21 protein-coding genes are annotated in these 23,235 nt (G+C 67.6%); 10 read left to right on the plus strand and 11 right to left on the minus strand.

The features are described from left to right. Positions 1-25: 25 nt before the first annotated feature. Complete coding sequence (locus ACU0BR_RS00725) at positions 26-1,027, plus strand: polyprenyl synthetase family protein (RefSeq protein ID WP_446154919.1); 1,002 nt, start codon at positions 26-28, stop codon at positions 1,025-1,027. On the opposite strand, the gene ACU0BR_RS00730 is transcribed toward ACU0BR_RS00725, so the two are convergent. The 4 genes from ACU0BR_RS00730 to ACU0BR_RS00745 all read right to left on the minus strand — a co-directional run bounded on the left by ACU0BR_RS00730 (position 1,003) and on the right by ACU0BR_RS00745 (position 6,452). Beyond that, complete coding sequence (locus ACU0BR_RS00730; RefSeq protein ID WP_446154940.1) at positions 1,003-1,857, minus strand: 4-(cytidine 5'-diphospho)-2-C-methyl-D-erythritol kinase; 855 nt, start codon at positions 1,855-1,857, stop codon at positions 1,003-1,005. The two genes, ACU0BR_RS00725 and ACU0BR_RS00730, sit on opposite strands and share 25 nt — an antisense overlap. 20 nt (positions 1,858-1,877) lie before the next feature. Next, a complete protein-coding gene (locus ACU0BR_RS00735; RefSeq protein WP_446154920.1) occupies positions 1,878-3,566 on the minus strand; it encodes a tetratricopeptide repeat protein in 1,689 nt (562 codons plus the stop codon). Positions 3,567-3,707: 141 nt separating this feature from the next. Then, entirely contained in the window at positions 3,708-5,363 is a 1,656-nt protein-coding gene (locus ACU0BR_RS00740; protein WP_446154921.1) for a 4Fe-4S dicluster domain-containing protein, read from the minus strand. 90 nt (positions 5,364-5,453) lie between these two features. Beyond that, positions 5,454-6,452: a phosphatase PAP2 family protein gene (locus ACU0BR_RS00745; protein ID WP_446154922.1), complete on the minus strand. Its 999-nt coding sequence runs from the start codon at positions 6,450-6,452 to the stop codon at positions 5,454-5,456. Positions 6,453-6,589: 137 nt separating this feature from the next. On the opposite strand from ACU0BR_RS00745, the gene greA reads away from it, so the two are divergent. After that, a complete protein-coding gene (gene greA / locus ACU0BR_RS00750) occupies positions 6,590-7,060 on the plus strand; it encodes a transcription elongation factor GreA (protein ID WP_446154923.1) in 471 nt (156 codons plus the stop codon). 36 nt (positions 7,061-7,096) lie between these two features. Next, positions 7,097-8,200 (plus strand): hypothetical protein, encoded by a 1,104-nt coding sequence (locus ACU0BR_RS00755; RefSeq protein ID WP_446154924.1) that lies wholly within the window; start codon positions 7,097-7,099, stop codon positions 8,198-8,200. 104 nt (positions 8,201-8,304) lie between these two features. Here ACU0BR_RS00755 and ACU0BR_RS00760 read toward each other — a convergent pair whose 3' ends face one another. From ACU0BR_RS00760 to ubiA, 3 genes are all read right to left on the minus strand, one after another. Beyond that, on the minus strand, positions 8,305-8,631 hold the full coding sequence (locus ACU0BR_RS00760; protein WP_446154925.1) for a hypothetical protein: 327 nt from the start codon (positions 8,629-8,631) through the stop codon (positions 8,305-8,307). Then, the gene (locus ACU0BR_RS00765; protein WP_446154926.1) at positions 8,624-10,597 is read right to left on the minus strand and encodes an OmpA family protein; all 1,974 of its coding nucleotides are present in this window, start codon (positions 10,595-10,597) and stop codon (positions 8,624-8,626) included. The genes ACU0BR_RS00760 and ACU0BR_RS00765 overlap by 8 nt, the downstream gene beginning before the upstream one ends. 67 nt (positions 10,598-10,664) lie before the next feature. Further along, positions 10,665-11,729 carry a 4-hydroxybenzoate octaprenyltransferase gene (ubiA, locus tag ACU0BR_RS00770; RefSeq protein ID WP_446154927.1) on the minus strand — a complete coding sequence of 355 codons (1,065 nt, stop codon included), beginning with the start codon at positions 11,727-11,729 and terminating at the stop codon, positions 10,665-10,667. Positions 11,730-11,740: 11 nt separating this feature from the next. Here ubiA and ACU0BR_RS00775 point away from each other — a divergent pair, with 11 nt between their 5' ends. The 3 genes from ACU0BR_RS00775 to ACU0BR_RS00785 are packed head-to-tail and all read left to right on the plus strand — an operon-like array spanning position 11,741 to position 14,459. Further along, a complete protein-coding gene (locus ACU0BR_RS00775; RefSeq protein WP_446154928.1) occupies positions 11,741-12,484 on the plus strand; it encodes a 16S rRNA (uracil(1498)-N(3))-methyltransferase in 744 nt (247 codons plus the stop codon). Then, positions 12,481-13,062 (plus strand): hypothetical protein, encoded by a 582-nt coding sequence (locus ACU0BR_RS00780; protein WP_446154929.1) that lies wholly within the window; start codon positions 12,481-12,483, stop codon positions 13,060-13,062. Before ACU0BR_RS00775 ends, ACU0BR_RS00780 begins: the two co-directional genes overlap by 4 nt. A 26-nt stretch (positions 13,063-13,088) precedes the next feature. Beyond that, positions 13,089-14,459, plus strand: a complete 1,371-nt coding sequence (locus ACU0BR_RS00785) for a glutamate--cysteine ligase (RefSeq protein ID WP_446154930.1) — start codon at positions 13,089-13,091, stop codon at positions 14,457-14,459. Between the two features lie 58 nt (positions 14,460-14,517). Here ACU0BR_RS00785 and ACU0BR_RS00790 read toward each other — a convergent pair whose 3' ends face one another. The 4 genes from ACU0BR_RS00790 to ACU0BR_RS00805 all read right to left on the minus strand — a co-directional run bounded on the left by ACU0BR_RS00790 (position 14,518) and on the right by ACU0BR_RS00805 (position 17,925). Further along, entirely contained in the window at positions 14,518-14,973 is a 456-nt protein-coding gene (locus ACU0BR_RS00790) for a DUF805 domain-containing protein (protein WP_446154931.1), read from the minus strand. Then, entirely contained in the window at positions 14,957-15,607 is a 651-nt protein-coding gene (gene plsY, locus ACU0BR_RS00795) for a glycerol-3-phosphate 1-O-acyltransferase PlsY (RefSeq protein WP_446154932.1), read from the minus strand. Before plsY ends, ACU0BR_RS00790 begins: the two co-directional genes overlap by 17 nt. Positions 15,608-15,670: 63 nt before the next feature. After that, on the minus strand, positions 15,671-16,948 hold the full coding sequence (gene pyrC / locus ACU0BR_RS00800; RefSeq protein WP_446154933.1) for a dihydroorotase: 1,278 nt from the start codon (positions 16,946-16,948) through the stop codon (positions 15,671-15,673). After that, the gene (locus tag ACU0BR_RS00805) at positions 16,945-17,925 is read right to left on the minus strand and encodes an aspartate carbamoyltransferase catalytic subunit (RefSeq protein WP_446154934.1); all 981 of its coding nucleotides are present in this window, start codon (positions 17,923-17,925) and stop codon (positions 16,945-16,947) included. Before ACU0BR_RS00805 ends, pyrC begins: the two co-directional genes overlap by 4 nt. 140 nt (positions 17,926-18,065) lie before the next feature. Between ACU0BR_RS00805 and ACU0BR_RS00810 the strand changes: the two genes are divergently transcribed. The 4 genes from ACU0BR_RS00810 to ACU0BR_RS00825 form a co-directional block, all read left to right on the plus strand. After that, a complete protein-coding gene (locus tag ACU0BR_RS00810) occupies positions 18,066-18,926 on the plus strand; it encodes a uracil-DNA glycosylase (RefSeq protein ID WP_446154935.1) in 861 nt (286 codons plus the stop codon). Next, positions 18,923-19,462 (plus strand): molybdenum cofactor biosynthesis protein B, encoded by a 540-nt coding sequence (gene moaB / locus ACU0BR_RS00815; RefSeq protein WP_446154936.1) that lies wholly within the window; start codon positions 18,923-18,925, stop codon positions 19,460-19,462. Before ACU0BR_RS00810 ends, moaB begins: the two co-directional genes overlap by 4 nt. Positions 19,463-19,566: 104 nt before the next feature. Then, positions 19,567-21,111, plus strand: coding sequence for an efflux RND transporter periplasmic adaptor subunit (locus ACU0BR_RS00820; RefSeq protein WP_446154937.1), 1,545 nt, complete (start codon positions 19,567-19,569; stop codon positions 21,109-21,111). A gap of 3 nt (positions 21,112-21,114) precedes the next feature. Further along, positions 21,115-23,235, plus strand: a 2,121-nt coding sequence (locus ACU0BR_RS00825) for an efflux RND transporter permease subunit (protein WP_446154938.1), incomplete at its 3' end; no start/stop codon positions are given.

A 23,235-nucleotide genomic window follows, 5' to 3' on the forward strand; every position in this document is an offset into this window, starting at 1 on the left:
TGTCGAGGGGATGGCGAAGAAGGTGATGGGATTGGACGAAATCACGACCGCAAAGCCGCACGACAGGCTTCGCCATGCGCTTGCCCGGGAACTTGACGCCGTCAACGCGTTGATCGCGGAACGCATGGCCTCGCGTCACGCGCCGCGCATTCCCGAGGTGACGCGCCATCTGGTCGACGCCGGCGGCAAGCGATTGCGCCCGATGCTGACGCTGGCCGCGGCGCGGCTGTGCGGCTACGACGGGCCATATCATGTCCATCTGGCGGCAACGGTGGAATTCATCCATACCGCCACCCTGCTGCATGACGATGTCGTCGATGAATCGGGCCAGCGACGCGGGCGCCCCACGGCGAACCTGCTGTGGGACAACAAGTCGAGCGTGCTGGTCGGCGACTACCTGTTTTCACGCTCCTTCCAGTTGATGGTGGAAACCGGATCGCTGCGGGTGCTGGATATCCTGGCCAATGCATCGGCCACCATCGCAGAAGGCGAGGTGCTGCAACTGACGGCGGCGCAGAACCTCGCGACGGATGAGGCGATCTATCAGCAGGTCATCCGCGGCAAGACGGCCGCCCTGTTCGCGGCGGCGACCGAGGTGGGCGGCGTCATCGCGGCCGCGCCGGAAGTGCAGGTTCGCGCGCTGCACGAGTATGGCGACGCGCTGGGAATCGCGTTCCAGATCGTCGACGATCTGCTGGATTACGGCGGCACCGAAGCGATCGGAAAGGACATCGGCGACGATTTCCGCGAGCGCAAGCTGACGCTGCCGGTGATCCGTGCCGTCGCGCGGGCCGACGCCGGGGAACGCGCGTTCTGGCAGCGGGTCATCGAAAAGGGCGACCAGCGCCCGGGCGATCTGGAACAGGCGCTGGCACTGATGGCGCGCCACCGGACGCTCGAGTCCACGCGTGCCACGGCGCTGGACTGGGCCGAACGCGCCAAGAGCGCGCTGAGCGCACTGCCCGACGATCCCATCCGCGACATGCTGGTCGATCTGGCCGATTACGTGGTGGCGCGCGCCACCTGATCGGGTCTGCCGAGGGCGGCCGCGGCCCGCACCCACCATTCGAAATGCGTGCGGCGCAGGGATTGCGCCGCCGCCTCGGCTTCGGCCTGCGTCTGATACATGCCGAAACAGCTCGCCCCCGACCCGGACATGCGCGCCAGCAGGCAGCCCCGCGTGTCGCGCAGCGCATCGAGCACGGCGCGGATCGTCGGCGCCTGCGCGATGGCGGGCGGCTCCAGATCGTTGCGCTGCGCGCCCAGCCATGCAGCCAAGGCGCGCGCCGTATCCGGGCGCGGCAATTTGGCGGGCAGCGCCGGATTGGCCTTGCGCCCCAGCGCCGCGAATACCTGCGGCGTCGACAGTTTGACGCCCGGATTGACCAGCACCATCCAGAATTCGGGCAACGGGCCAAACGGTTCCACCTGATCGCCGATGCCCCGCATTCGCGCGGGACGGGACCACAGGCAAACCGGCACATCCGCGCCAAGCCCCGCAACGGTTGTCGGTTCGGGCGGGGTGAGGTCGTGGATCGCGGCCAGCAGGCGCAGCGCGGCCGCCGCATCCGACGATCCGCCGCCCAGACCCGCCTGCGCCGGGAGGGTCTTTCGCAGATGGAACGCGGCGCAGGCCTGGGGGGAGAGGACACGCGCGGCGCGCAGCACCAGATTGCTGTCGTCAAGCGGAACCGCCGCGGCCTCCGGCCCGGTCACCTGCAGCGAATACGCAGGGGCCGACTGCGCACGCAGCACATCGCCCACCGACGCGAACACCACGAGGCTGTCGAGCAGATGATAGCCGTCGCCGCGCTGCCCGGTCACATGCAGCGTCAGGTTGACCTTCGCGGGGGCCAGTAGGCTGTAGACGGGCTGCGTCAGCGCGTCTCGTCCTTGGCGACCGAAACCTCGCCCGTTCCCTCATCGGCGAGAACCTTGGTCAGGCCGACTTCCAGCTTGCGGCGGATGCGGGCGGCTTCCTTTTCATCGGGGTCGAACGACAGGGCACGGCGCCACTGGAACTCGGCCTCGCGCTGGCGCCCGACCTGCCACAGCACGTCGCCGAGGTGGTCGTTGATGACCGGATCGACCGGCATCAGCTCGACCGCGCGCTCCATCGGCGCGACGGCCTCCTGATAGCGGCCGAGGCGGTAGAACACCCAGCCCAGGGAATCGGTGATATAGCCGTCATCGGGGCGTTCGGCGACCGCGCGTTCGATCATCTTGAGCGCCTCGTCCAGGTTCTTGCCCTTTTCGACGAAGGAATAGCCGAGGTAATTCAGCACCAGCGGTTGATCGGGACGCAGTTTCAGCGCCTGCCGGAAATCGGCCTCGGCATCCTGCCAGCGTTCCTGACGTTCCAGCGTGATGCCGCGGGTGTAATAGACCACCCAGTCGGATTCCGAAGGCTTGTCGATCAGCGCGATCGCCTTGTCGTAGGCGTCGGTGGCGTCCTTGTGACGCCCCATGCGGCGCAGCATGTCGCCCAGCGTGACGAAGACCGCCTCCACCTCGGGGTGGCTTTTGGCGAGCTGTTGCAGCACCTCGATCGCGGCGTCGGGCTTGTCGCTCGCGCTCAGTGCTTCGGCGCGGCCGATTTCGGCCAGCGGGAACACCGGGTTGTCGCGCGGGATCCGGTCGTAGGCCTCGGTCGCCAGATCGTGCTGGCCCAGCGTTTCCAACAGCGCCGCCGACAGAAGCAGGGCCTCGACGTGTTGCGGGCGCAGGTATTCGGCCATGCGCGAATAAAGCAGGATCAGATTTTCGTTGGCCTCGCCCTGCAAGGCCGCGCCCAGGGTATAGAACACCTCCGCCTGGCCATCGGCGGCAGAGGTCACGATGTCGAAGGGCAGCGTTTCGCCCTTGGACAGACGCTCGCGCATTGTCTGGATCATCGGGCCGCCGTTACCGGGGAAGGTCTTGTTGATCAGCGACAGCGCGTCGTCGTTCCGCTCAAGCTGGCTGAGAACCTCGACATGGGCGATCACGCCGTTGCGCGTGGCGCGCATCGGCCCGTTGGCACGACCCGAGAAAATCGCATCCGCGCCTTCCATGTCACCGGCCAGCGCCAGCGCCAGCGCCTTGTGATACAGGCCGAAATCCTTGAGCCCATCGGTGGCGATCACGGCGTCGAACGCGGCGAGCGCGGCGCTCATCTCGCCCTCGCCCAGCAGCTGCCAGGCGGATGTCAGCCCGGTCACGAGCTCTCCCGCGCCATCGGCAAGCGTGCCGATGTCCTTGCCCTGCTTGAGCCGGTCGGCCAGCAGCACCATGCTGCCGATCTGGCTGTCGGGCGCGACCTCGCGCAGGCGTTCGGCGACGGGGATGGCGTTGCCCAACTCTCCCAGCCCGACGAAGCTGATGATCAGGCTTTCCATCAGCGCGGGGTTTTTCTGATCGCGCACCAGCGCCTGGGTGTAATAGCGGACGGCGTTCCTGAAATCGCTTTGGCTGCTGGCCTGGCGCGCCGCCAGATAAGGCCCGGCAAGACCGCCAGAGGCCTGTGCCGCCCCCCCCAGCGTCATACCCAGTGCCAAGGCGGCGATTACAGTCGCAGAACGTTTCATGCCCGTCTCCTCAAGTGGATCGGAAGAACCCTAGAGCGCTTGATGCGATAGGGCAATCCATGGCGCGGCGGACCGGCGCGGCCGGATCGGTCCGAGGCCCGACCGGAAGCCCGACCCGGGGCCCGACCGGGGCCCGACCGTTCACATGTTGGGATAGTTCGGACCGTCGCCGCCCTGCGGCACGGTCCAGACGATATTCTGTGCCGGGTCCTTGATATCGCAGGTCTTGCAGTGCACGCAGTTCTGAAAATTGATCTGAAACCGCGTCTCGCCCGATTTGTCGTCGGTCACGAATTCGTAAACGCCGGCGGGGCAGTATCTTGCCGACGGGCCGGCATATTCCGGCAGATTGAATTTGACCGGCACGCTTGCGTCTTTCAGCTTCAGATGCGCGGGCTGCGATTCCTCGTGATTGGTCATCGCGAAACTGACGTTCGTGAGCCGGTCGAAGCTCAGCTTGCCGTCGGGCTTGGGGTAGTCGAGGGGCGGGTAATCCGCGGCGCGCCCCGTGGCGGCGGCGTCGGATTTGCCGTGGCCCAGGGTGCCCATCAGCGACAGGCCAAACAGGTTGTTCGTCCACATGTCGAACCCGCCCAGCGTCAGCGAGGCGGTCAGCCCCAGCCGCGACCACAGCGGCTTGACGTTGCGCACGCGCTTGAGGTCCTTGCCGATGGGGCCTTCGCGCAGCTCGGCGTCGTAGCTTTCCAGCCGGTCGCCCGCGCGGCCCGCCTTGATCGCGTCATGCGCGGCCTCTGCCGCGGCCTTGCCCGACAGCATCGCGTTGTGGTTGCCCTTGATGCGCGGCACGTTGACCAGACCCACGGAACAGCCCAGCAGCACACCGCCCGGAAAATCGGCGCGCGGCATCGACTGCCAGCCGCCCTCGCTGATCGCGCGCGCGCCGTAGGCCACGCGCTTGCCGCCCTTCAGCAGCTCGGCCACCATGGGATGATGCTTGAAGCGCTGGAATTCCATGTAGGGATACAGATGCGGGTTCCTGTAGTTCAGATGAACCACGAAGCCGACATAGACCTGATTGTTTTCCAGGTGATAGATGAACGATCCGCCGCCCGCGTTCTTGCCCAGGGGCCAGCCCATCGTGTGGGTCACGGTGCCTTCGCGGTGCTTTTCCGGGTCGATTTCCCAGATTTCCTTCATCCCGAGGCCGTATTTCTGCACGTCGGAGTCATTGTCGAGCGCGAATTTGTCGATCACCTGCTTGCTGAGCGACCCGCGCACGCCCTCTCCCAGCATGACGTATTTTCCGTGCAGTTCCACCCCCGGCTCATAGGAGGGGCCTTCGCTGCCGTCGGCGTTGCGGCCGAATTCGCCCGCAACCACGCCCTTCACCGACCCGTCGGGCCGGTAGACCAGCGCGGAACAGGACATGCCGGGAAAGATTTCCACGCCCAGCGCCTCTGCCTGTTCGGCCATCCAGCGGCAGACATTGCCCATCGACACGATGTAATTGCCGTGGTTGTTCATCAGCGGCGGCATGGCAAAGTTCGGCAGACGCATCTGCCCCTCCGCCCCCAGCATGTAGAAATTGTCGTGGCGCACCGGCACGTTCAGCGGCGCGCCCTTGTCTTTCCAGTCGGGGATCAGCGCGTTCAGCCCGCAGGGGTCCAGCACCGCGCCCGACAGGATGTGCGCCCCCACCTCGGAGCCCTTTTCCAGCACGACGACATCCAGATCCGCATCCAGCTGCTTCAGCCGGATTGCCGCGCTCAGCCCGGCGGGGCCCGCGCCAACGATCACCACGTCGTATTCCATCGACTCGCGTTCAGTTTCTGCCATCTGGTCCACCCTGATCGGTGCGCCAAGTCCCGGTTCGGACCCACGGCGCAGGATTGTTCCGTCCGACCTAGCCCGGCAAAACCGGAAAGGTCAATTGTGACGCGCCGGGAGCCGCGCGTTGAGCGCGGCCTGCGCCGCGGGGCGCGGGCGCGCGGAGGCATAGGCGCGCATCAGCCGCCACAGCACCCAGACGGCGACGATCGAGGCATAGCCGTCCACCGCATAATGCCACCCCTGATAGACGGAAAGGAACTGGAAGGCCGCCACCAGCATGGCCGCCAGCGGCCAGGCGCGCGGCATGCGCTCGCACAGGTAAAGCGCCAGCACGCAGGCCATGCCCACATGCACGCTCGGAAAGGCGGAAATGCCCGATCCTGCCGCCTGACCCCCGCTGACGTAAATATCCCACAGTTTTTCCTGCATCGCCCCGATGCCCGAGGCGGCGATGCCGCTTTGATCCAGCGCCAGCGCCAGCGCCGCGAAGTCGGAGCCGCCGATCAGCCGGTCGTGATAGACAGGCCCCGCCGACATCCCCAGCAGCGCCACGACATTGCCCAGGCCGATCCAGACAAAGACATAGAGGATCAGGAACCGCTGTCTGCGGGCGCGATCCGAATCGATCAGACCCAGGATGGCGGGCAGGAACATCGCCGGAAACAGCCAGAGCTTGAGATAGACGAGGCCGACCGCCGCGATCGGCAGCACGCCGAAGGCATGGGTCAGCCGCCACGGGTCGATCCCGAAGTGCAGGACACGGTCGAGCCGCGCAAAGAACGGATCGGCGTAAAACGGCAGTATCTGGGGCAAGCTGGTCTTGATCGCGGTGAAGCTGACGAACATCACGCCCGCCCCCATCAGCGCTGTCAGTGCCCGGCGCAGGCGCACGCCCCATTCCGCGGCCGGCGCGTCGATCACCAGCGCCACGCCCAGCACGCCCAGCCAGATCAGATTGCTCGCGAAGAAGCCCACCATCCCCGGCAGGGTGACGAACATGCGCGAAATGGTCTGCGCGGGGCTGTCTCTGACAAGCAGGACAAGCACGACACCGGCCGCCGCGTAAAGTAACGAAAATCCCAGAAACGCGCGCATGTCGCCCCTTTTGCCAACCGCCGCACGAGCGCAGGCAGTATATCGCACGCAGGCGTGCTTGCTATTGACGAACAGTCGCGACAATGAGTTAAGAAGTAATTGTTGCCTTTTTCTCTCCTAAATGAAGCGCGAGTGGAATGAACAAGATACCGATCACCCGCGCGGGCTACTCCGCGCTGGAAAAGGAATTGAAGACGCTGAAATCCGTCGAACGCCCTGCGATCATCAAGGCGATCGCGGAAGCGCGCGAGCATGGCGATCTTTCGGAAAACGCCGAGTACCATGCCGCCCGCGAAAAGCAGAGCTTCATCGAGGGCCGCGTGAAGGAGCTGGAGGCGATCCTGTCGCGCGCCGATGTGATCGATCCTTCCAAGCTGTCCGGCGCGATCAAGTTCGGGGCCAAGATCACCCTGATCGACGAGGACACCGAAGAGGAAAAGACCTATCATATCGTGGGCGAGCCCGAAGCCGACATCGAGCGCGGCAAGCTGAACATCGCATCGCCCCTGGCGCGCGCGCTGATCGGCAAGGAGGAGGGCGACAGCGTCGATGTGCGCACTCCGGGCGGCACCCGCAGCTACGAAGTCCTGCGCATCGAATACGAATAGGCGCGTCATGATCCGTCCCGCAGCAGGTCGACCGGAATGAAGTTTCGCACCGACAGATCGCGCGGCGGACGGTCCGGCAGCGGCGCCGACGACATCACGCCACGCGATGCGGCGGACACCGGCGGCGGCAGCGGCAGGCCCTCGCCCGCCGCGCTGCTGCGCGGCCTGCTGTCGGCGCCCGGCACCGAGGTGGTGGCGCTGGTGCTCAGCCTGGTGTGGATCGTCTTTGTCCTCATGCTGCTCTTCGTGCTGTCGGACCGCCCGCCGCAGGGTGACGACGCGCTGACGTCGGTGATGAGCTTCGTGTCGATCTTTCTGCCGCTGGTGCTGATCTGGATCGCGGCGGCCGGTGCGCGCGCGTCCCGCGCCCTGCGGGCCGAAGCCGCGCGGCTGCGGCGCGAACTGGACGCGCTTGGCGGGGCCTCGCGCGCGCTGCCCGATCAACGGCGCCAGACCCCCGGGCAGGACAACGCCGCGCTGGAACGGCGGATCGAACAATTGGCGCAGGCCCAAAAGGCGACGGAAAGCGCGCTGGCCATGTTCCGCACCAGCCGCCAGGACAGCCCGTCGACCACCGAAAGATTCGCCGAGACCGCGGCGCGTCCGGTGGCGCCCGGTGCAAGCCAGCAGTCCCTGCCGCTCGCCGCGCCGCCGCACCCCGTCCACACGCCGATTTCGGTCGCGGATTTCATTCGCGCCATCGATTTTCCCTCGGACGAGAACGACCGCGACGGCTTTCGCGCGCTGCGTCTGGCGCTGAAGGATCGCAACATCAGCAAGCTGGTGCGCGCCGCCGAGGATCTGCTGACGCTGCTGTCGCAGGACGGGATCTACATGGACGATCTGACACCCGATCGCGCCCGCCCCGACATCTGGCGCCGGTTCGCGGCGGGAGAGCGCGGCCGCGCCATGGGCGCGCTGGCCGGGGTGCGCGACCGCTCATGTCTGGCGCTGACCGCGGCGCGGATGAAAAACGACATGATCTTTCGCGATGCGGCGCATCATTTCCTGCGCCAGTTCGACCGCACCTTCGCGGAGTTCGAGAAACACGCCAGCGATCAGGATATCGCCGAGCTGGCGGAAACGCGCACCGCGCGGGCCTTCATGCTGGTGGGCCGCGTCGCGGGCACCTTCGACTGAACGCGGGCAAACGAGCACGGGCAACTGAGCACGGGCGACTGAACGCGGGCCGCGCCGCACCCGCTAACGGCCTCCGCGAAGAAGGCATCCGGGTGGCGCACCGGTCAGGCCTGCATCGTCCGCTCTATGTAATGGCGCAGCTCTTCGGCTTCCTGACGGGCGGCGCGCAGCCCCTCCATCGTGGCGCGCAGTTCCGCATCGCTCTGGGCCAGCTGGTTGCTCAGCTCGCTTTCGCGCTGCTGCATGTAGGCTATTGCCTGATCGCGGGTTTCCTCCGCCTCATGCAGGGCCATCGCCATCTGGTCGAGTTCCCCCAGGTCGGCCTGCGTGACGCGCGACATGCGGTTCATCAACCATGACGCAAGCCAGCCGAGAATGAAGGCCACGAACAGGATGATCGCGATGACGATGATGAATTCGCTTCTATTCAACGTGCGGCTCCGTGGGTGTTCCGGCGCGGGGGCCGCTGGTGGTTGCATCAGCGGAGGCCGCGTCAGGCGCCGCCTCCTTGGCCGGGCGGTTGCCGGGGCCATTCCCGGCGCTGGCCTCCGCCTCGGTCTCGTCACCGACCTTGCTGACCGTGTCGATCAGCTTGAATTCGATCCGGCGGTTGATCTCCCGGCCCTCTTCGGTGTCGTTGTCGGCGATGGGGAGTTTCTCGCCATAGCCGCGGGTCGTCAGGCTGCTGGTCAGCACATCGCGTTCCAGCAGGGCGTTCAGCACCGCGTCGGCGCGCGCCTTGCTGAGCGCCTCGTTCATCGTCTCGCGGCCCTGGCTGTCGGTATGGCCGCCGATTTCCATCGGCACGTCGGGGCAGGTTTCCAGCACATCGACGATGGCGTCGACGATCGGATAGGACTGTGGGTCGATGTCCGCCGATCCCGGCGCGAACAGGATCTTGTCCTCGGCCTGGATCTGATTGATGCTGCTGACGCATTCCTCGGGCGTGGGCAGGCCCGCCAGCGGGTCGAGCGCCTCCACATAGGTGACATCGAGCGAGAAATCCTGGCCTTCGCCCAGCTTGTCGGCCAGGATCTGCGCGATCCGGTCCCGCGCGTTGGGCTTTCCCGTCTCCCCCGCGAGGGAGATGTATTCCGGCTGCACCACAAGGCTGCCGTGGGCAAGCTCGGCCATCGCATCCAGCCCGGCCAGAACCCGCGTGGGCCAGCCGTCGGGCAGATCGGGGTCGACGCGGGTGGTCGCCAGCACGCGCTCGCTGCCGAATTTCGCTTGAGCAAAGCTTTCGACGGCTTTCTGCATGCGCTCATCGGTCAGCCGTCCGCGCAGCTTGACCGCGCCCTCGGTGTCTCGCGACGCGACGAATTCGGGCGTCACGTCGGTTTCGCCGCTGCCGTCGACCTCGGCCTTCTTCGGCAGCACCGCGTTGAGTGAAAAGACCTCGGGCAGCGCTGTTTCCAGCTCTCCGACGATACGGTCGAACTCTTCGGGAGCGGTGGTGTCCAGCGCCACCAGCGAGACGTCCGCATCGGAGAACGTGACCGTGCCGCCGCCCAGCTCGTCGAGCTTCTGCACCGCGACCTCGACCGCCTTCGACCAGTTCGGACTGGGCACGCCCAGCCCGATGGTGCAGGTCGCGTCACCTGTCATCCCGGCGGCCTCGGCCGCGCGCAGGATGCGGCTGCGCGCCTGCAGCGTATCGGCGGAGCAGGCGTCGAATTTCGCCCCGTCGGCGGTTTTCGTGAAACGCAGGGTGAACGGCGTGATCACCGGGCGCGGCGCAGAGATGTCCAGCACCACCTGCAACCCCTCGGGCGCCATCCGGGTCAGTTCCTTTTCCAGCCTGCGCTTTTCTTCGCCGCTGTCGGAAATGGCTGTGATTTCCACCTTGTCGGCGGCGATCGAGATTTTCGAACGTGGCAGTTTTTCCAGCGCGCCCAGACCGTAGTTCAACGACCGCGCCCAGCCCTTGGGCGGCTCGTACTCACCCACGTTGAGCATATCCGTGACCTTGAGCCCGCCTTCCAGCGCATCGACGCGTTCCAGCATGTCTTCGCGGTCGGGGCCGGCGGGGATCAGGCCGATCAGCTGCAACCCGTCATCATTGCGCAGCAATTCCACCGAAAAGCGCGGCGGCTCGATCTGCGAGGTGTCCTTGACCCGCATCCCGTCGACCAGCCGGTCGGCATCCGCGACCTTGCCGATCACCGAAAGCGCGCGGAACCGCGTCGCCTCGTCGGGGGCGATGCCGCTCATCCTGACTTGCAGCCCGTCGGCCTGCACGCGGGCCCAGTCGAACCCGTTCAGCGTGATCAGGCGTTCCACTTCGGCGACGGTGCGTTCTTCTATCCAGTCGGCTGATCGGCTCGCCGCGAAAAAACTGAACCCCGCGGCGGCCACGAAAATGGCGAAGACGAGGATTTTATGTCCCAGACGCATCGGTTTCCGACCAATCCGATAGTTCCAACTGCGACGCCCTTCTAGCGCCCGGGCGGGGGGCTGACAATCACACCAGCAGCGCGACGGCGAAAAAGGCCACCGGCAGCAGCCCCGCGTTGCGGTTCGAGCGGAAAAGCGAGAGGCAGACATCGGTGTCGTCGATGTCCAACCGGGCCATCTGCCAGCACAGATGCCAGCCGAATGCCCAGGCCCCGCCCAACGCGATCACCAGTGAAAGCACGTTGCCCTGCACCCCGGCACCACCCTGCGCGGGCATCGCGGCCGCCATCACCACCGCCGCCGCCATCAGCACGACCGCCGCCACCAGAAACCCCCTGAGCCAGCTTGGCGTACGATCGGCGAAAAGTCGCGCGGTGGACTTCACCCCGATCAGCGCATCGTCTTCCTTGTCTTGATGGGCGTAGATCGTGTCATAGAAAATCGTCCAGGCGATTCCCGCCAGATAGAGCACCACCGCGGGCCATTGCAGCCGCCCGGTATGCGCCGTCCAGGCCAGCAGCGCCCCCCAGTTGAACGCCAACCCCAGAAAGATCTGCGGCCACCAGGTGAACCGCTTGGCGAAGGGATAGATCGCCACCAGCCCCAGCGACGCCACCCCCAGCGCGATGGCGGCAGGGGGAAAGGTCAGCAGGATCAGCAGCCCCAGCCCCGCCTGCGCCCCCATCCACGCCAGCGCCTGGGCGACACTGACCTGCCCCGACGGGATCGGCCGGGAGCGCGTGCGCGCGACCGACCCGTCGATGTGGCGGTCGGTGATGTCGTTCCAGGTGCAGCCCGCGCCGCGCATCAGCCAGGCCCCCGCCCCGCAGCCGACAAAGATCCACGCATCGAAAAGGCCGAACCGCCCGTCCGACAGCGCCGCCAGCAGCAGCCCCCACCAGCAGGGCAGCAACAACAACCAGGTGCCGATCGGCCGGTCGGCCCGCGACAGGCGCAGATAGGGGCGCGTGGCGGCGGGGGCCAGACGGTCCACCCAGTTGCGATGCACCGCGTCGGCGACCCGGCCGTCAGCGCCACCACGGCCATTACAGTTGTCACGGCCATCACGGGCATCACGGGCCAAAGCAGAAGGCCGGGCGTCTGCCTCTGGCGCCGGGGGCATGTCGGTCATATGTTCGCCTCATGAGCGGAAAGATACGCCTGTTTGTAGATCACCCCCTTGGCCAAGGGCAATCGGTCCCGCTGACGCGGGATCAGGCGCATTACCTGTTCGGGGTGATGCGCCTGTCGGTGGGCGACGCGCTGACGCTGTTCAACGGGCGCGACGGCGCGTGGTCCGCCCGTGTGGCCGAGGCCCGCAAGAAAGACGGTATCCTCTCGGTGGAGGCGCAGGATGCGCCGCAGGCCGCGCCCCCCGACCTGTGGCTGCTCTTCGCCCCGATCAAGAAGGCGCGGACCGATTTCATCGTGGAAAAGGCGACCGAGATGGGCGCCGCCCGCATCTGCCCGGTGCAGACCGATTTCACCAATTCCGAACGCATTCGCCGCGACCGGCTGCAAGCCCATGCCGTCGAGGCGGCGGAACAATGCGGCGGCACCTTCGTGCCCGAGGTGACCGAATTGCGGCGCCTGGATACGCTGCTGGACCGCTGGCCCGCCGACCGCCGCCTGATGTTCTGCGACGAGGCCGCGGCGGGCGAGACCCTGCGCCTGCCCGACCGCTCCGACCCGCCCCCCCACATGTCCCCCCCGCCCTGGGCGATCCTGATCGGCCCCGAGGGCGGCTTCAGCGCGGAGGAGCGCACGCGGCTGCGTGCGATGGACCGGGCGACGCCCGTGTCGCTGGGGCCGCGCATCCTGCGCGCCGACACGGCGGCGGTGGCGGCGCTGACGCTTTGGCAGATCACGCTGGGGGACTGGCGATGAGCTTTGTGCGCCCGGAACTGCGCGCGCGGCTGTGGCTGTGGCGCGAGGTCCTGTTTTGCGCGGGGCTGGCGGCGCTGGGGCTTTGGGCGCTGCTGTCGGGCGGGTTCCTGCTGCGCATCATCGGCGGGCTGGTGATCGTGCTGGCGGCGGGGCTGGGCGTGCTGGCCCACCGTCGTCTGCGCTTTGGCCTCGGCAACGCGGACGGGCCGGGGGTCGTCCAGGTCGATGAAGGGCGCATCCGCTATTTCGGCCCGTTCTACGGCGGCGCGGTGTCGATCCCCGCCCTGTCCCGGATCGAAATGAAATCAACCGCCGATGGCAAGCGGCTGTGGCATCTGCACCATGACGACGGGCCGTCGCTGGTGATCCCGGCCGCCGCGCGCGATGCGGACCGGCTGTTCGATGCCTTCGCCGTGCTGCCGGGGCTGAACTCCGCTAAACTGGTGCAGGCGGGCGGTAGCTTGGCGGGGGGCAGCCCGACCGGCGACAGCGTCACGATCTGGCAGCGACCCGGCGCCGGGGACTTGACACGCCTCGCGTCCCGTCGCACCCCTTCCCCTCCTGAATACCTCAATTGACTGACTGACACATCGGAGCGCTGAGCATGTCCATTCCCCAAAGCGGCGGCGGTCCGATCGAACGGCATGAGCAGCTGGCGCAATACCTGGCCGACGGCTGCAAGCCGCGCGAGCACTGGCGCATCGGGACCGAGCACGAGAAATTCGGCTATTGCAAGGATACCCTGCTGCCGCTGCCCTATGAGGGCGACCGCTCCATCCGGGCGATGCTGGAAGGGCTGCGCGACCGCTTCGGCTGGGCGCCGGTGCTGGAAGGCGACAAGCTGATCGGGCTGGAAAAGGCAGGCGCCAACGTCAGCCTGGAACCCGGCGGCCAGCTGGAGCTGTCGGGCGCCCCGCTGGAAACCATCCATGAAACCTGTGACGAGGTGAACCAGCACCTCAAAGAGGTGCAGGCCGTCGCCGACCGGATCGGCGCGGGGTTCATCGGGCTGGGCGCCGCGCCGGTCTGGACGCACGACCAGATGCCGCTGATGCCCAAGGGCCGCTACAAGCTGATGGACAGCTACATGCAGCGCGTCGGCACGATGGGGCGCACGATGATGCGGCGCACCTGCACGGTGCAGGTGAACCTCGATTTCGGGTCCGAGGCCGACATGGTCCAGAAGCTGCGCGTGGCCATCGCGCTGCAACCCGTCGCCACCGCGCTTTTCGCCAATTCGCCCTTCCTCGACGGCGCCCCCAACGGCCACAAAAGCTGGCGCAGCCGGGTCTGGCGCGATCTGGACGCGGCGCGCACCGGCATGGTGCCCTTCGTCTTCGACGCGGGTTTCGGGTTCGAGGGTTGGGTGCAATACGCGCTCGATGTGCCGATGTATTTCGTTTACCGCGACGGGCAATATGTGGATGCGCTGGGGCAATCGTTCCGCGATTTCCTGAAGGGCGAGCTGCCCGCATTGCCGGGCGAAAAGCCGACGCTGTCGGATTGGGCCGATCATCTGACGACCCTGTTCCCCGAGGCGCGGATCAAGAAGTTCCTGGAAATGCGCGGCGCCGATGGCGGGCCGTGGCGCAGGCTTTGCGCGCTGCCGGCGTTCTGGGTCGGGCTGACCTATGACCAGGGGGCGCTGGATGCGGCCTGGGATCTGGTCAAGGGCTGGGACGCGGAAACGCGCGAGGCGCTGCGCGTCGCGGCATCCGTCGACGGGTTGCAGGCACGGGTCGGCTCCATCGACATGCACGATCTGTCGCGGCAGGTGCTGGACATCGCCGAGGCGGGCCTGAAGGCGCGCGCGCGCCCCGGCGCGGGCGGGCTGGTCGCGGATGAGACGCATTTCCTGAACGCCCTGCGCGAAAGCGTGGACAGCGGACAGGTGCCCGCCGATGAGCTGCTGGAAAAATACCACGGCGAATGGGGTGGCGATCTCGACCGCATCTACGCGGAATATTCCTACTGAGGCGGGCGCCCCCGGCTCAGCTCCCCCGGATCAGCGCCCTCGGATCAGCGCCCTCGGATCAGCGCCTGTGCACCGGCGGGATGCGCGAATGGCCGTAGGATTGCGGATCATCCATGGGATCGCCGATGGGACCGGCCGTCGGACCGCCGGCACGCTTCAGCGGATCGGGGCCGTAGCGATTCGGCCCCTCGGTGCCCCTGAGGCTGTGAAAGACCAGCAGCACGATAAAGCCGAGCAGCGGGATCAGGATGATCCACCACCACCAGCCCGTGCGGTCGATGTCGTGCAGCCTGCGCACCGTGACCGCCAGCGACGGCAACAGGATGCCCAGCGAAAAGAGCGTGCTGAGCGGCTGCAAGCCCCCCGCGCCGATCGCCTGGTCCAGGATACCCGCGACGAGGTTGCCGGCAAATCCGAACAGCACGAACCACCAGAATTCCGACCGCTGCGCGCGCCCCGAAAACGTGGCGTATTTGCGAAAATTACGCCGGATGGCGTCAGAAAAGCTGATCATCGGCGGCGGGCTCCTGCTGTGCGTTGCGCTTCTTGGCGCCGATGCGCGGCTCTGTCCCGGCGCGCAGCCGGGCGATGTTGGTGCTGTGACGGATGAAGATCACCGCGGCCAGCACCGCGCCCATGACCCAGGCCTGCGGCAGGCCCAGCACGATCAGCCAGACCGGCGCCGAGGCCGCAGCGACCAGCGCCGCCAGCGAAGAGATGCGGAACAGCCCCGCCACCGCCAGCCAGGTCGCGCAGACCGCCAGCCCGGCGGGCCAGTGAAGCACCAGCAGGATGCCCAGAAAGGTCGCCACCCCCTTGCCGCCGCGAAACCGCAGGAAGATCGGAAAGCAATGCCCCAGAAAGGCCGCGACCCCGGCCAGCTGCGCCGCATCGCCCGCGAAGGCCGCCCCCGCGACCCAGACCGCGACGCCGCCCTTGCCCGCATCCAGGATCAGCGTCAGGAAGGCCGCCAGCTTGTTGCCCGCCCGCAGCACATTGGTGGCGCCGATGTTGCCCGACCCGATCTTGCGCAGATCCCCCAGCCCGAACAGCCGCGCCATGACGATGCCGAAGGGCACCGAGCCCAGCAGATAGGCCGTCACGGCCGTCAGAAGCAAAGCGGACAACGATGTCTCTAGCACGGGCATTGGATCGCTCCCTGGAGGTGGCGGGCCTGCGGCGCGGATATTTTCACGACAATGAGGCGCAAGTCACAGGCCATTGGAAAACACCTGTTGTCCGGCAACCCAGGTGCCCCTTACCCGCCCTTGCATGCGGTGCCCGTCGAAGGGGGTGTTCTTGGATTTCGACAGCAGTCGCGCGCGGTCGAGCACGAAGGGCGCGTGCGGGTCGAACAGGATCAGATCGGCGGGGGCGCCTTCGGTCAGGCGGCCCGTGGGCAGGTTCAGCCTGCGGGCCGGAGCGAAGGAAAGCGCGCGGAACAGCGCGGGCAGGCTGATTTCGCCCTCGTGCCACAGGCGCAGCGCGGCGGGCAGCAGGGTTTCCAGCGCGACCGCGCCCGACGCGGCCTCTTGATAGGGCAGACGCTTGGATTCCTCGTCCTGCGGCGTGTGCATCGAGCTGATCGTGTCGATCAGGCCGGTGGCCACGGCGCGCACCAGCGCCAGGCGGTCGTCTTCGCTGCGCAGGGGCGGCTTGAGTTTGAAGAAGGTGCGGTAATCGCCCACGTCGAATTCGTTCAGCGTCAGGTGGTGGATATTCGCCCCCGCCGTCACGTCCAGCCCCGCCGCCTTGGCGCGTTCCAGCACCGGCAGGGCGGCCGCGGTGGACAGGTTGTCGGCGTGATAGCGCGCGCGCGTCATCTCGACCAGCGCCAGGTCGCGTTCCAGGCCCATCCGCTCGGCCATCGGCGAGACGGCGGGCAGGCCGCGCAGGGTCGCGAACTTGCCCGAGGTCACGGCGCTGCCCGCGGTCAATCCGGGGTCCTGCGGGTGGGCGATGACCAGCGCGCCCAGCGCGCGGGCGTAGGTGAGGCAGCGCGAAAAGACCTTGGTGTTTTCGACCACGCGGTCGCAATCGGTGAAGGCCACCGCGCCCGCGTCCATCAAGAAGCCGATTTCCACCATCTCGCGCCCGGCGCGCGCGCGGGTCAGCGCGGCCATCGGCAGGATACGCACGGGCGCCGCATCCTGGGCGCGGCGGGTGACGAACTCGAGCGCCTCGGGCGTGTCGATGGCGGGCAGGGTGTCGGGGCGGGTGATCACGCTTGTCACCCCGCCCGCCGCCGCCGCCCGCCCCGCGGTGCGGAAGCTTTCCTTGTGCCGCTCGCCCGGCTCGCCGATCTTGACGCCGATATCCACGATACCGGGGGCCAGGCAATGCCCGGCGCAGTCGATCACCTGCGCGCCGCGCGGGGGGGTGGGCGTGTCGAGCGCCGCGATGATGCCGTTGTCGACGACCAGCGCGCCCGAACGCTCGCTGCCCTTTTCGGGGTCGATCAGCCGGGCGTTGTCGAAGTAGAGGATCATGCCCTGCCCCCCTGAGCCGGGTTTTGCCCGATGTCCTGGCCGACGGCACCGTCGCGCAGGTTGCGCGCCAGCATGTCCATCGCGGCCATGCGCACGGCCACCCCCATTTCCACCTGTTCCTGAATGACCGAGCGGTTGATGTCATCGGCCAGCGTGCCGTCGATTTCGACCCCGCGGTTCATCGGGCCGGGGTGCATCACGATGGCGTCGGGCCTGGCATGGCCCAGCTTTTCGGCATCCAGCCCGTAGCGGTGGTAATATTCGCGCTCCGACGGGATGAAGCCGCCGTCCATCCGTTCCTTTTGCAGCCGCAGCATCATCACCACATCCACATCGGCCAGCCCCTCGCGCATGTCGTCGAAGACCTCGACCCCCAGATCGGCGATGCCTGCGGGCATCAGCGTCGGCGGGCCGATCAGGCGCACGCGGTTTTCCATCTTGCCCAGCAGGATCAGGTTGGACCGGGCGACGCGGCTGTGCGCGATGTCGCCGCAGATGGCGATCGACAGCCGGTGCAGCCGGCCCTTGGCGCGGCGGATGGTCAGCGCATCCAGCAGCGCCTGGGTGGGGTGTTCATGCCCCCCGTCGCCCGCGTTCAGCACCGCGCAGTTGACCTTTTCCGCCAGCAGGTTGACCGCGCCCGAATGCGGATGGCGCACGACCAGCAGGTCGGGGTGCATGGCGTTCAGCGTCATCGCCGTGTCGATCAGCGTCTCGCCCTTCTTGATGGAACTGGCCTGCATCGCCATGCTCATCACGTCGGCGCCCAGCCGCTTGCCCGCCAGCTCGAACGACGCCTGCGTGCGGGTGGAATTCTCGAAGAACATGTTGATCTGGGTCAGCCCCGACAGCACATCGCGATGTTTCTGCGACTGGCGGTTGAGGGTCACGTAATCCTCTGACAGATCCAGCAGCGCAGTGATTTCCTGCGGCGAAAGCGGCTCTATTCCCAGCAGGTGCCTGTGGCGGAATGTCATGATGCCCCCGTTCGCTGTCCGCCCGTCGCTGCGCGGCGCCGATCCTTGCCGCTTATAGAAACTCGGACCGGGTCTCACAAGTCGGCAGAACCGCGCGGTAGCGATTGTTCCCGGCGCGCTTGCGGCTTAAGTTTCGCGACATGGAATCGCAGCTTGGCCCGATACTCGATCACCGCACCGCGCGCGCCCTGCTCGAATGGCAGATCGAACTCGGCGTGGATGAGACCATCGCCGAAACGCCGGTCAACCGCTACGACGCGGTGCACACGCCCAAGCCCGGCGCCGCCATGCGCACGCCTGGGCCGCAGCCGGCTGCGGCGCAGGAGCCGGGACCGGCGGGCAGGCCGCGCGCCCCCGCACCCGCCGCACCGCCCCCGCCCCAGGCGGCCCCCGATCCGGTGGAGATGGCACGCGCACTGGCCCTGGCGGCCGCCAGCCTGGACGATCTGCGCCGGGCGGTGCATGATTTCGCGCAATGCGACCTGAGGCGGGGCGCGCGCAATTGCGTGTTCGCCGACGGCAATCCGCAGGCGCGCGTGATGGTGATCGGCGGCGCCCCCGACCGTCAGGACGACCTGGCGGGCGTCCCCTTCGCCGGGCCCGCGGGCGTGCTTCTGGATCGCATGTTCGAGGCGATCGGCATGGGGCGGCAGGCCGAGCGCGCCGCCGACCGGGCGATCTATGTCACCCCGGTCCTGCCCTGGCGCACCCCGCAGGACCGCCTGCCGAGCGCAGATGAATTGGCGATGATGCTGCCGTTTTTGGAAAAGCACGTCGCGCTGGTCGATCCGCAGGTGCTGGTCCTGATGGGGCCGCAGGCCTGTCAGGCGCTGCTGGGTCAAAGCGGGACGGCGCGGCTGCGCGGTCAATGGACGCAGGCCCTGGCGCGACCCGCATTGCCGATGTTCGCCCCCCAACAGCTGCTCAAACAGCCGCAGGCCAAGCGCGATGCCTGGCACGATCTGCTGTCGCTGCGGCAGAAACTGGAAGACCCCGCATGACCGACAGTTCCGAACGCGCCTTCGTGCCCATCCGCATCGCGGTCCTGACCGTCAGCGACAGCCGCGGCGCCGCCGAGGACCGATCCGGCGATGTGCTCGTCCAGCGGCTGGAGGCCGCAGGCCATACCCTGGCCGCCCGCACCCTGCTGCGCGACGAAAGGGCCGATATCGCGCGCCAGCTCTCCGACTGGTGCGCCGACCCCGACATTGATGTCGTGATTTCGACCGGAGGCACGGGCCTGACCGGCCGCGACGTGACGGTCGAGGCGCACCGCGACGTCTATGAAAAGGAAATCGACGCCTTCGGCACGGTCTTCACCATCGTGTCGATGAAAAAGATCGGCACCTCGGCGGTGCAGTCGCGGGCGACCGCGGGGGTGGCCAGGGGCACCTATCTCTTCGCGTTGCCCGGCAGCCCCGGCGCCTGCCGCGATGCCTGGGACGAGATCCTGGTGCATCAGCTCGATTACCGGCATCTGCCGTGCAATTTCGTGGAAATTTTTCCGCGACTGGATGAACATCTGCGACGGAAGTAGGATTGCATCGCGTATAAGGCGGGTAGTCTTCTGGCGAAAAGTCATCGGGCATCATCTGTTTCAGGCGGCCCGCCGTGCCGCCCCCTCTTGTCGGAGTTGTCTTTATGAGGTTTCTGCGCCGCAGTCTGGTCGGCTTGTTCCTGTTGGCGCTGACGCTTGGTCTTCTGGCCTTTGGCGGGCAGATGCTGTGGGGGGCGCTTCAGGACCGCTGGTCGCAGGAACAGCGCCCGCGGGCAGCGCGTGAACGGGTCTTTGCCGTCAACGTGGTGACCGCGCAGACCGGCGCCCAGCGACCGACGCTGCGGACATTCGGCGAGGTCCGCTCCCGCCGCACACTGGAAATCCGCGCGCCGTTGGGCGGGCGCATCGTGGCACTGGCGGACGGCTTCGTCGATGGCGGCACTGTCGACGAAGGCCAGCTGCTGCTGCGGATCGATCCGAGCACGGCACAATCGTCCCGCGACGTCGCCCTGACCGACGTGCAGGAGGCCGAGGCCGAGGTGCGCGATGCCGAACGCGGGCTGCAACTGGCCAAGGACGAGCGCGACGTCAGCCAGGCGCAGGCCGACCTGCGCGCGCAGGCCCTGCAACGTCAGCGCGACCTCAGCGCGCGCGGGGTGGGGACCGCCGCCGCGGTCGAGGTGGCCGAACTGGCGGCGGCCTCCGCGAACCAGGCGGTGGTGTCGCGCCGCCAGGCCGTGGCCCAGGCGGAGGCACGTGTGGATCAGGCCCGCACCGCGCTGGACCGGCAGCGCATCAAGCTGTCGGAATCCGAACGCCAACTGGCCGAAAGCGAAATACGCGCCGATTTCTCGGGCGTGCTGTCGGATGTCTCCGTGGTCGAGGGCGGGCTGATTGGCGTCAACGAGCATCTGGCCGATCTGATCGACCCGGATCGGCTGGAGGTCTCCTTCCGGCTGTCGACGGTGCAATACGCGCGGCTGCTGGATGAGAACGGCAGCCTCCTCGACGCCCCGGTCGCGGCGGTCATGGATCTGGACGGCTCGGAACTGATCGCCACCGGGCGCGTCTCGCGCGTCAGCGCGGCGGTGGGCGAGGGCCAGACCGGCCGCCTGCTGTTCGCGCAGCTGCAAGATGCGGCGGGGTTTCGGCCCGGGGATTTCGTGACGGTGCGCATCACGGAACCGGAACTAACGGATGTGGCGGTCCTGCCCGCCTCGGCGCTGGATGCGGGCAACACGGTGCTTGTTCTGGACGCGGAGGACCGGCTGGGCGTGCGGCAGGTGGATCTGCTGCGCCGCCAGGGCGACGCGGTCCTGGTGCGCGGCACCGATCTGGCGGGCAACACGTTGGACGGGGCGGAGATCGTCGCCGAACGCTCGCCGCTGCTTGGTGCCGGGATCAAGGTGCGCCCGCTGCGCCAGGGCGGCCGCGCGGATGGCGGCGCGGGTGGTGGCGCGGGTGGTGGCGACACGGCCTCCGGGCCGACCGCCCGCACCGACACCGCAATGCCCGAAGGCCCCGAGCTGGTCGCGCTGTCGCCCGAGCGCCGCCAGCGGCTGATCGATTTCGTCCAGTCTAACGACCGGATGCCCGGCGACGTGAAAAAACGCCTGCTCGCACAGCTGGCCGAGGACCGCGTGCCCGCGCAGACGGTGGACCGGCTGGAACAGCGGATGGGGGGCTAGGCGATGGCGCCGCGCCCGAATGCTGCCGCAGGCGGCGGTATCCTGTCCTATTTCGCCCGCCACCGCACCGCCGCGAACCTGCTGCTGGTGCTGATGCTGGCCGCCGGCGCCTATGCGCTGCCCAAGATGCGCGCGCAGTTCTTTCCCGATGTGGTGCTGGACAGCGTATCGGTGAGTGTCACCTGGGATGGCGCCGGCGCCGAGGATGTCGACGCGGGCATCGTGCAGCTGCTGGAACCCGTGCTGTTGAGCGTCGAGGGCGTCGAGAAGGCGGATTCCGTCTCTCGCGAAGGCAGCGCGACCGTCTCGCTGGAGTTCGAGCCGGGCTGGGACATGGCGCGCGCGGCCGAGGACGTGCAAACCGCCGTCGATACCGTGGCCAACCTGCCCGAAGACGCCGAGGACCCGCGCGTGCGCCGCGGCGCCTGGCGCGATCGCGTGACCGATCTGGTCATCACCGGGCCGGTCAGCGTCGATCAGCTGGGCAGGCTGGCCGATGAGCTTGCGACACGGCTGTTCGCGCAGGGCGTCACGCGCACCACGATCCGCGGCGTCGCGGCGCCCGAAACCATCGTCGAGGTCGCGACCATGGATCTGGTGCGCAACGACATCACCATGCGCCAGATCGCCGAGGCCATCGCGCAGGAGGCCAAGGCCGACCCGGCCGGCGACGTGACGGGCGCGAACGCCCGCGTGCGCACCGGCGTGGCCAAGCGCAGCCCCGATCAGATCGAGGCCATCGTCCTGCGCACCGGCGCCGACGGGTCCAGTCTAACGATCGGCGATGTCGCCCGCGTCCGGGTCGAGGGCATCGACCGGCAGAACGCCTATTTCGTGGGGCCCGATCCCGCGATTTCCGTTCGGGTGGACCGCACCGACCGCGGCGATGCGATCGGCATCCAGAACACGGTGCAGAAGGTGGCGGACGAACTGGCGCTCGGCGCGCCCGAGGGCGTTTCGATCCAGCTGATCCGCACCCGTGCGGAATCGATCACCGCGCGGCTGGACCTGTTGCTGGACAACGGTCTCGTGGGGTTGGGGCTGGTGGTCGTGCTGCTGTTTCTGTTCCTCAACGCCCGGACCGCCTTCTGGGTCGCCGCGGGTATTCCCGTCTCTATGCTGGCGGCGCTGGCACTGATGTACTGGTCGGGGCTGACGATCAACATGATCTCGCTTTTCGCGCTGATCATCACCCTGGGCATCGTGGTCGACGACGCCATCGTGGTCGGCGAACATGCGGATTTTCGCGCCCGCAGGCTGGGCGAGACCCCCTTGGTCGCCGCCGAAAACGCCGCGCGGCGCATGTGGCTTCCGGTGTTTTCGGCGACGATCACCACGATGATCGCCTTTTTCGCGCTGGTTGCGATCGGCGGACGCTTTGGCGATCTGATCGCGGACATTCCCTTCACCGTGGTCGCGGTGCTGCTTGCCAGCCTGGTGGAATGCTTCCTGATCCTGCCCAACCACATGAGCCACGCCCTGGCGCATTCCGCCAAGCGGCACTGGTACGACATGCCCAACCGACTTGTGAACCGCGGCTTCGGCTGGTTTCGCGACACGATCTTTCGCCGTCTGATGGGGCTGGTCGTGCGGCTGCGCTATCCGGTGCTGGCCGGTGTCATCGCCATCCTGTCCTCGCAGCTGGCTCTCGTCGTGACGGGCGATGTGCCGTGGCGCTTTTTCAACGCGCCGGAACAGGGGTCGGTTTCCGGCAACTTCGCGATGGCCAACGGCGCCGACCGCGCCGACACCCTCGAAATGATGCGCGAGATGCAGCGTGCGACGGATGCCGTGGCGCGCCGCTATGAGGACGAATACGGCACCAACCCGCTGGCCTTCGTGCTGGCCGAGATCGGCGGCACCACGGGGCGCGGACTGGCGGGCACCGACACCAAGGACAGCGATCTGCTCGGCTCCATCGCGATCGAGCTGATCGACGCCGACCTGCGGCCCTATTCGAGCTTTCGCTTTGTCGGCGACTTGCAGGAAGAGGTGCGCAATCACCCGCTGCTGGAAACCGTCTCCTTTCGCGGCTGGCGGTCCGGCCCCGGCGGCGATGCGCTGGACGTTCAGCTGTTCGGCGCCGACAGCGACACGCTGAAGACGGCCGCCGAGGCGCTGAAA

Source organism: Brevirhabdus sp., assembly GCF_052826345.1.

Bases quoted from the DNA above. Each gene is read 5' to 3' on its own strand.
- ACU0BR_RS00735 (WP_446154920.1), bottom strand. From the start codon at position 3,566: ATGAAACGTTCTGCGACTGTAATCGCCGCCTTGGCACTGGGTATGACG.
- moaB (WP_446154936.1), top strand. From the start codon at position 18,923: ATGACCGACAGTTCCGAACGCGCCTTCGTGCCCATCCGCATCGCGGTC.
- ACU0BR_RS00790 (WP_446154931.1), bottom strand. From the start codon at position 14,973: ATGATCAGCTTTTCTGACGCCATCCGGCGTAATTTTCGCAAATACGCC.
- pyrC (WP_446154933.1), bottom strand. From the start codon at position 16,948: ATGATCCTCTACTTCGACAACGCCCGGCTGATCGACCCCGAAAAGGGC.
- ACU0BR_RS00765 (WP_446154926.1), bottom strand. From the start codon at position 10,597: ATGCGTCTGGGACATAAAATCCTCGTCTTCGCCATTTTCGTGGCCGCC.
- ACU0BR_RS00725 (WP_446154919.1), top strand. From the start codon at position 26: ATGGGATTGGACGAAATCACGACCGCAAAGCCGCACGACAGGCTTCGC.
- ubiA (WP_446154927.1), bottom strand. From the start codon at position 11,729: ATGACCGACATGCCCCCGGCGCCAGAGGCAGACGCCCGGCCTTCTGCT.
- plsY (WP_446154932.1), bottom strand. From the start codon at position 15,607: ATGCCCGTGCTAGAGACATCGTTGTCCGCTTTGCTTCTGACGGCCGTG.
- ACU0BR_RS00810 (WP_446154935.1), top strand. From the start codon at position 18,066: ATGGAATCGCAGCTTGGCCCGATACTCGATCACCGCACCGCGCGCGCC.
- ACU0BR_RS00785 (WP_446154930.1), top strand. From the start codon at position 13,089: ATGTCCATTCCCCAAAGCGGCGGCGGTCCGATCGAACGGCATGAGCAG.
- ACU0BR_RS00755 (WP_446154924.1), top strand. From the start codon at position 7,097: ATGAAGTTTCGCACCGACAGATCGCGCGGCGGACGGTCCGGCAGCGGC.
- ACU0BR_RS00820 (WP_446154937.1), top strand. From the start codon at position 19,567: ATGAGGTTTCTGCGCCGCAGTCTGGTCGGCTTGTTCCTGTTGGCGCTG.
- ACU0BR_RS00775 (WP_446154928.1), top strand. From the start codon at position 11,741: ATGAGCGGAAAGATACGCCTGTTTGTAGATCACCCCCTTGGCCAAGGG.
- ACU0BR_RS00805 (WP_446154934.1), bottom strand. From the start codon at position 17,925: ATGACATTCCGCCACAGGCACCTGCTGGGAATAGAGCCGCTTTCGCCG.
- ACU0BR_RS00780 (WP_446154929.1), top strand. From the start codon at position 12,481: ATGAGCTTTGTGCGCCCGGAACTGCGCGCGCGGCTGTGGCTGTGGCGC.
- ACU0BR_RS00740 (WP_446154921.1), bottom strand. From the start codon at position 5,363: ATGGCAGAAACTGAACGCGAGTCGATGGAATACGACGTGGTGATCGTT.
- ACU0BR_RS00745 (WP_446154922.1), bottom strand. From the start codon at position 6,452: ATGCGCGCGTTTCTGGGATTTTCGTTACTTTACGCGGCGGCCGGTGTC.
- greA (WP_446154923.1), top strand. From the start codon at position 6,590: ATGAACAAGATACCGATCACCCGCGCGGGCTACTCCGCGCTGGAAAAG.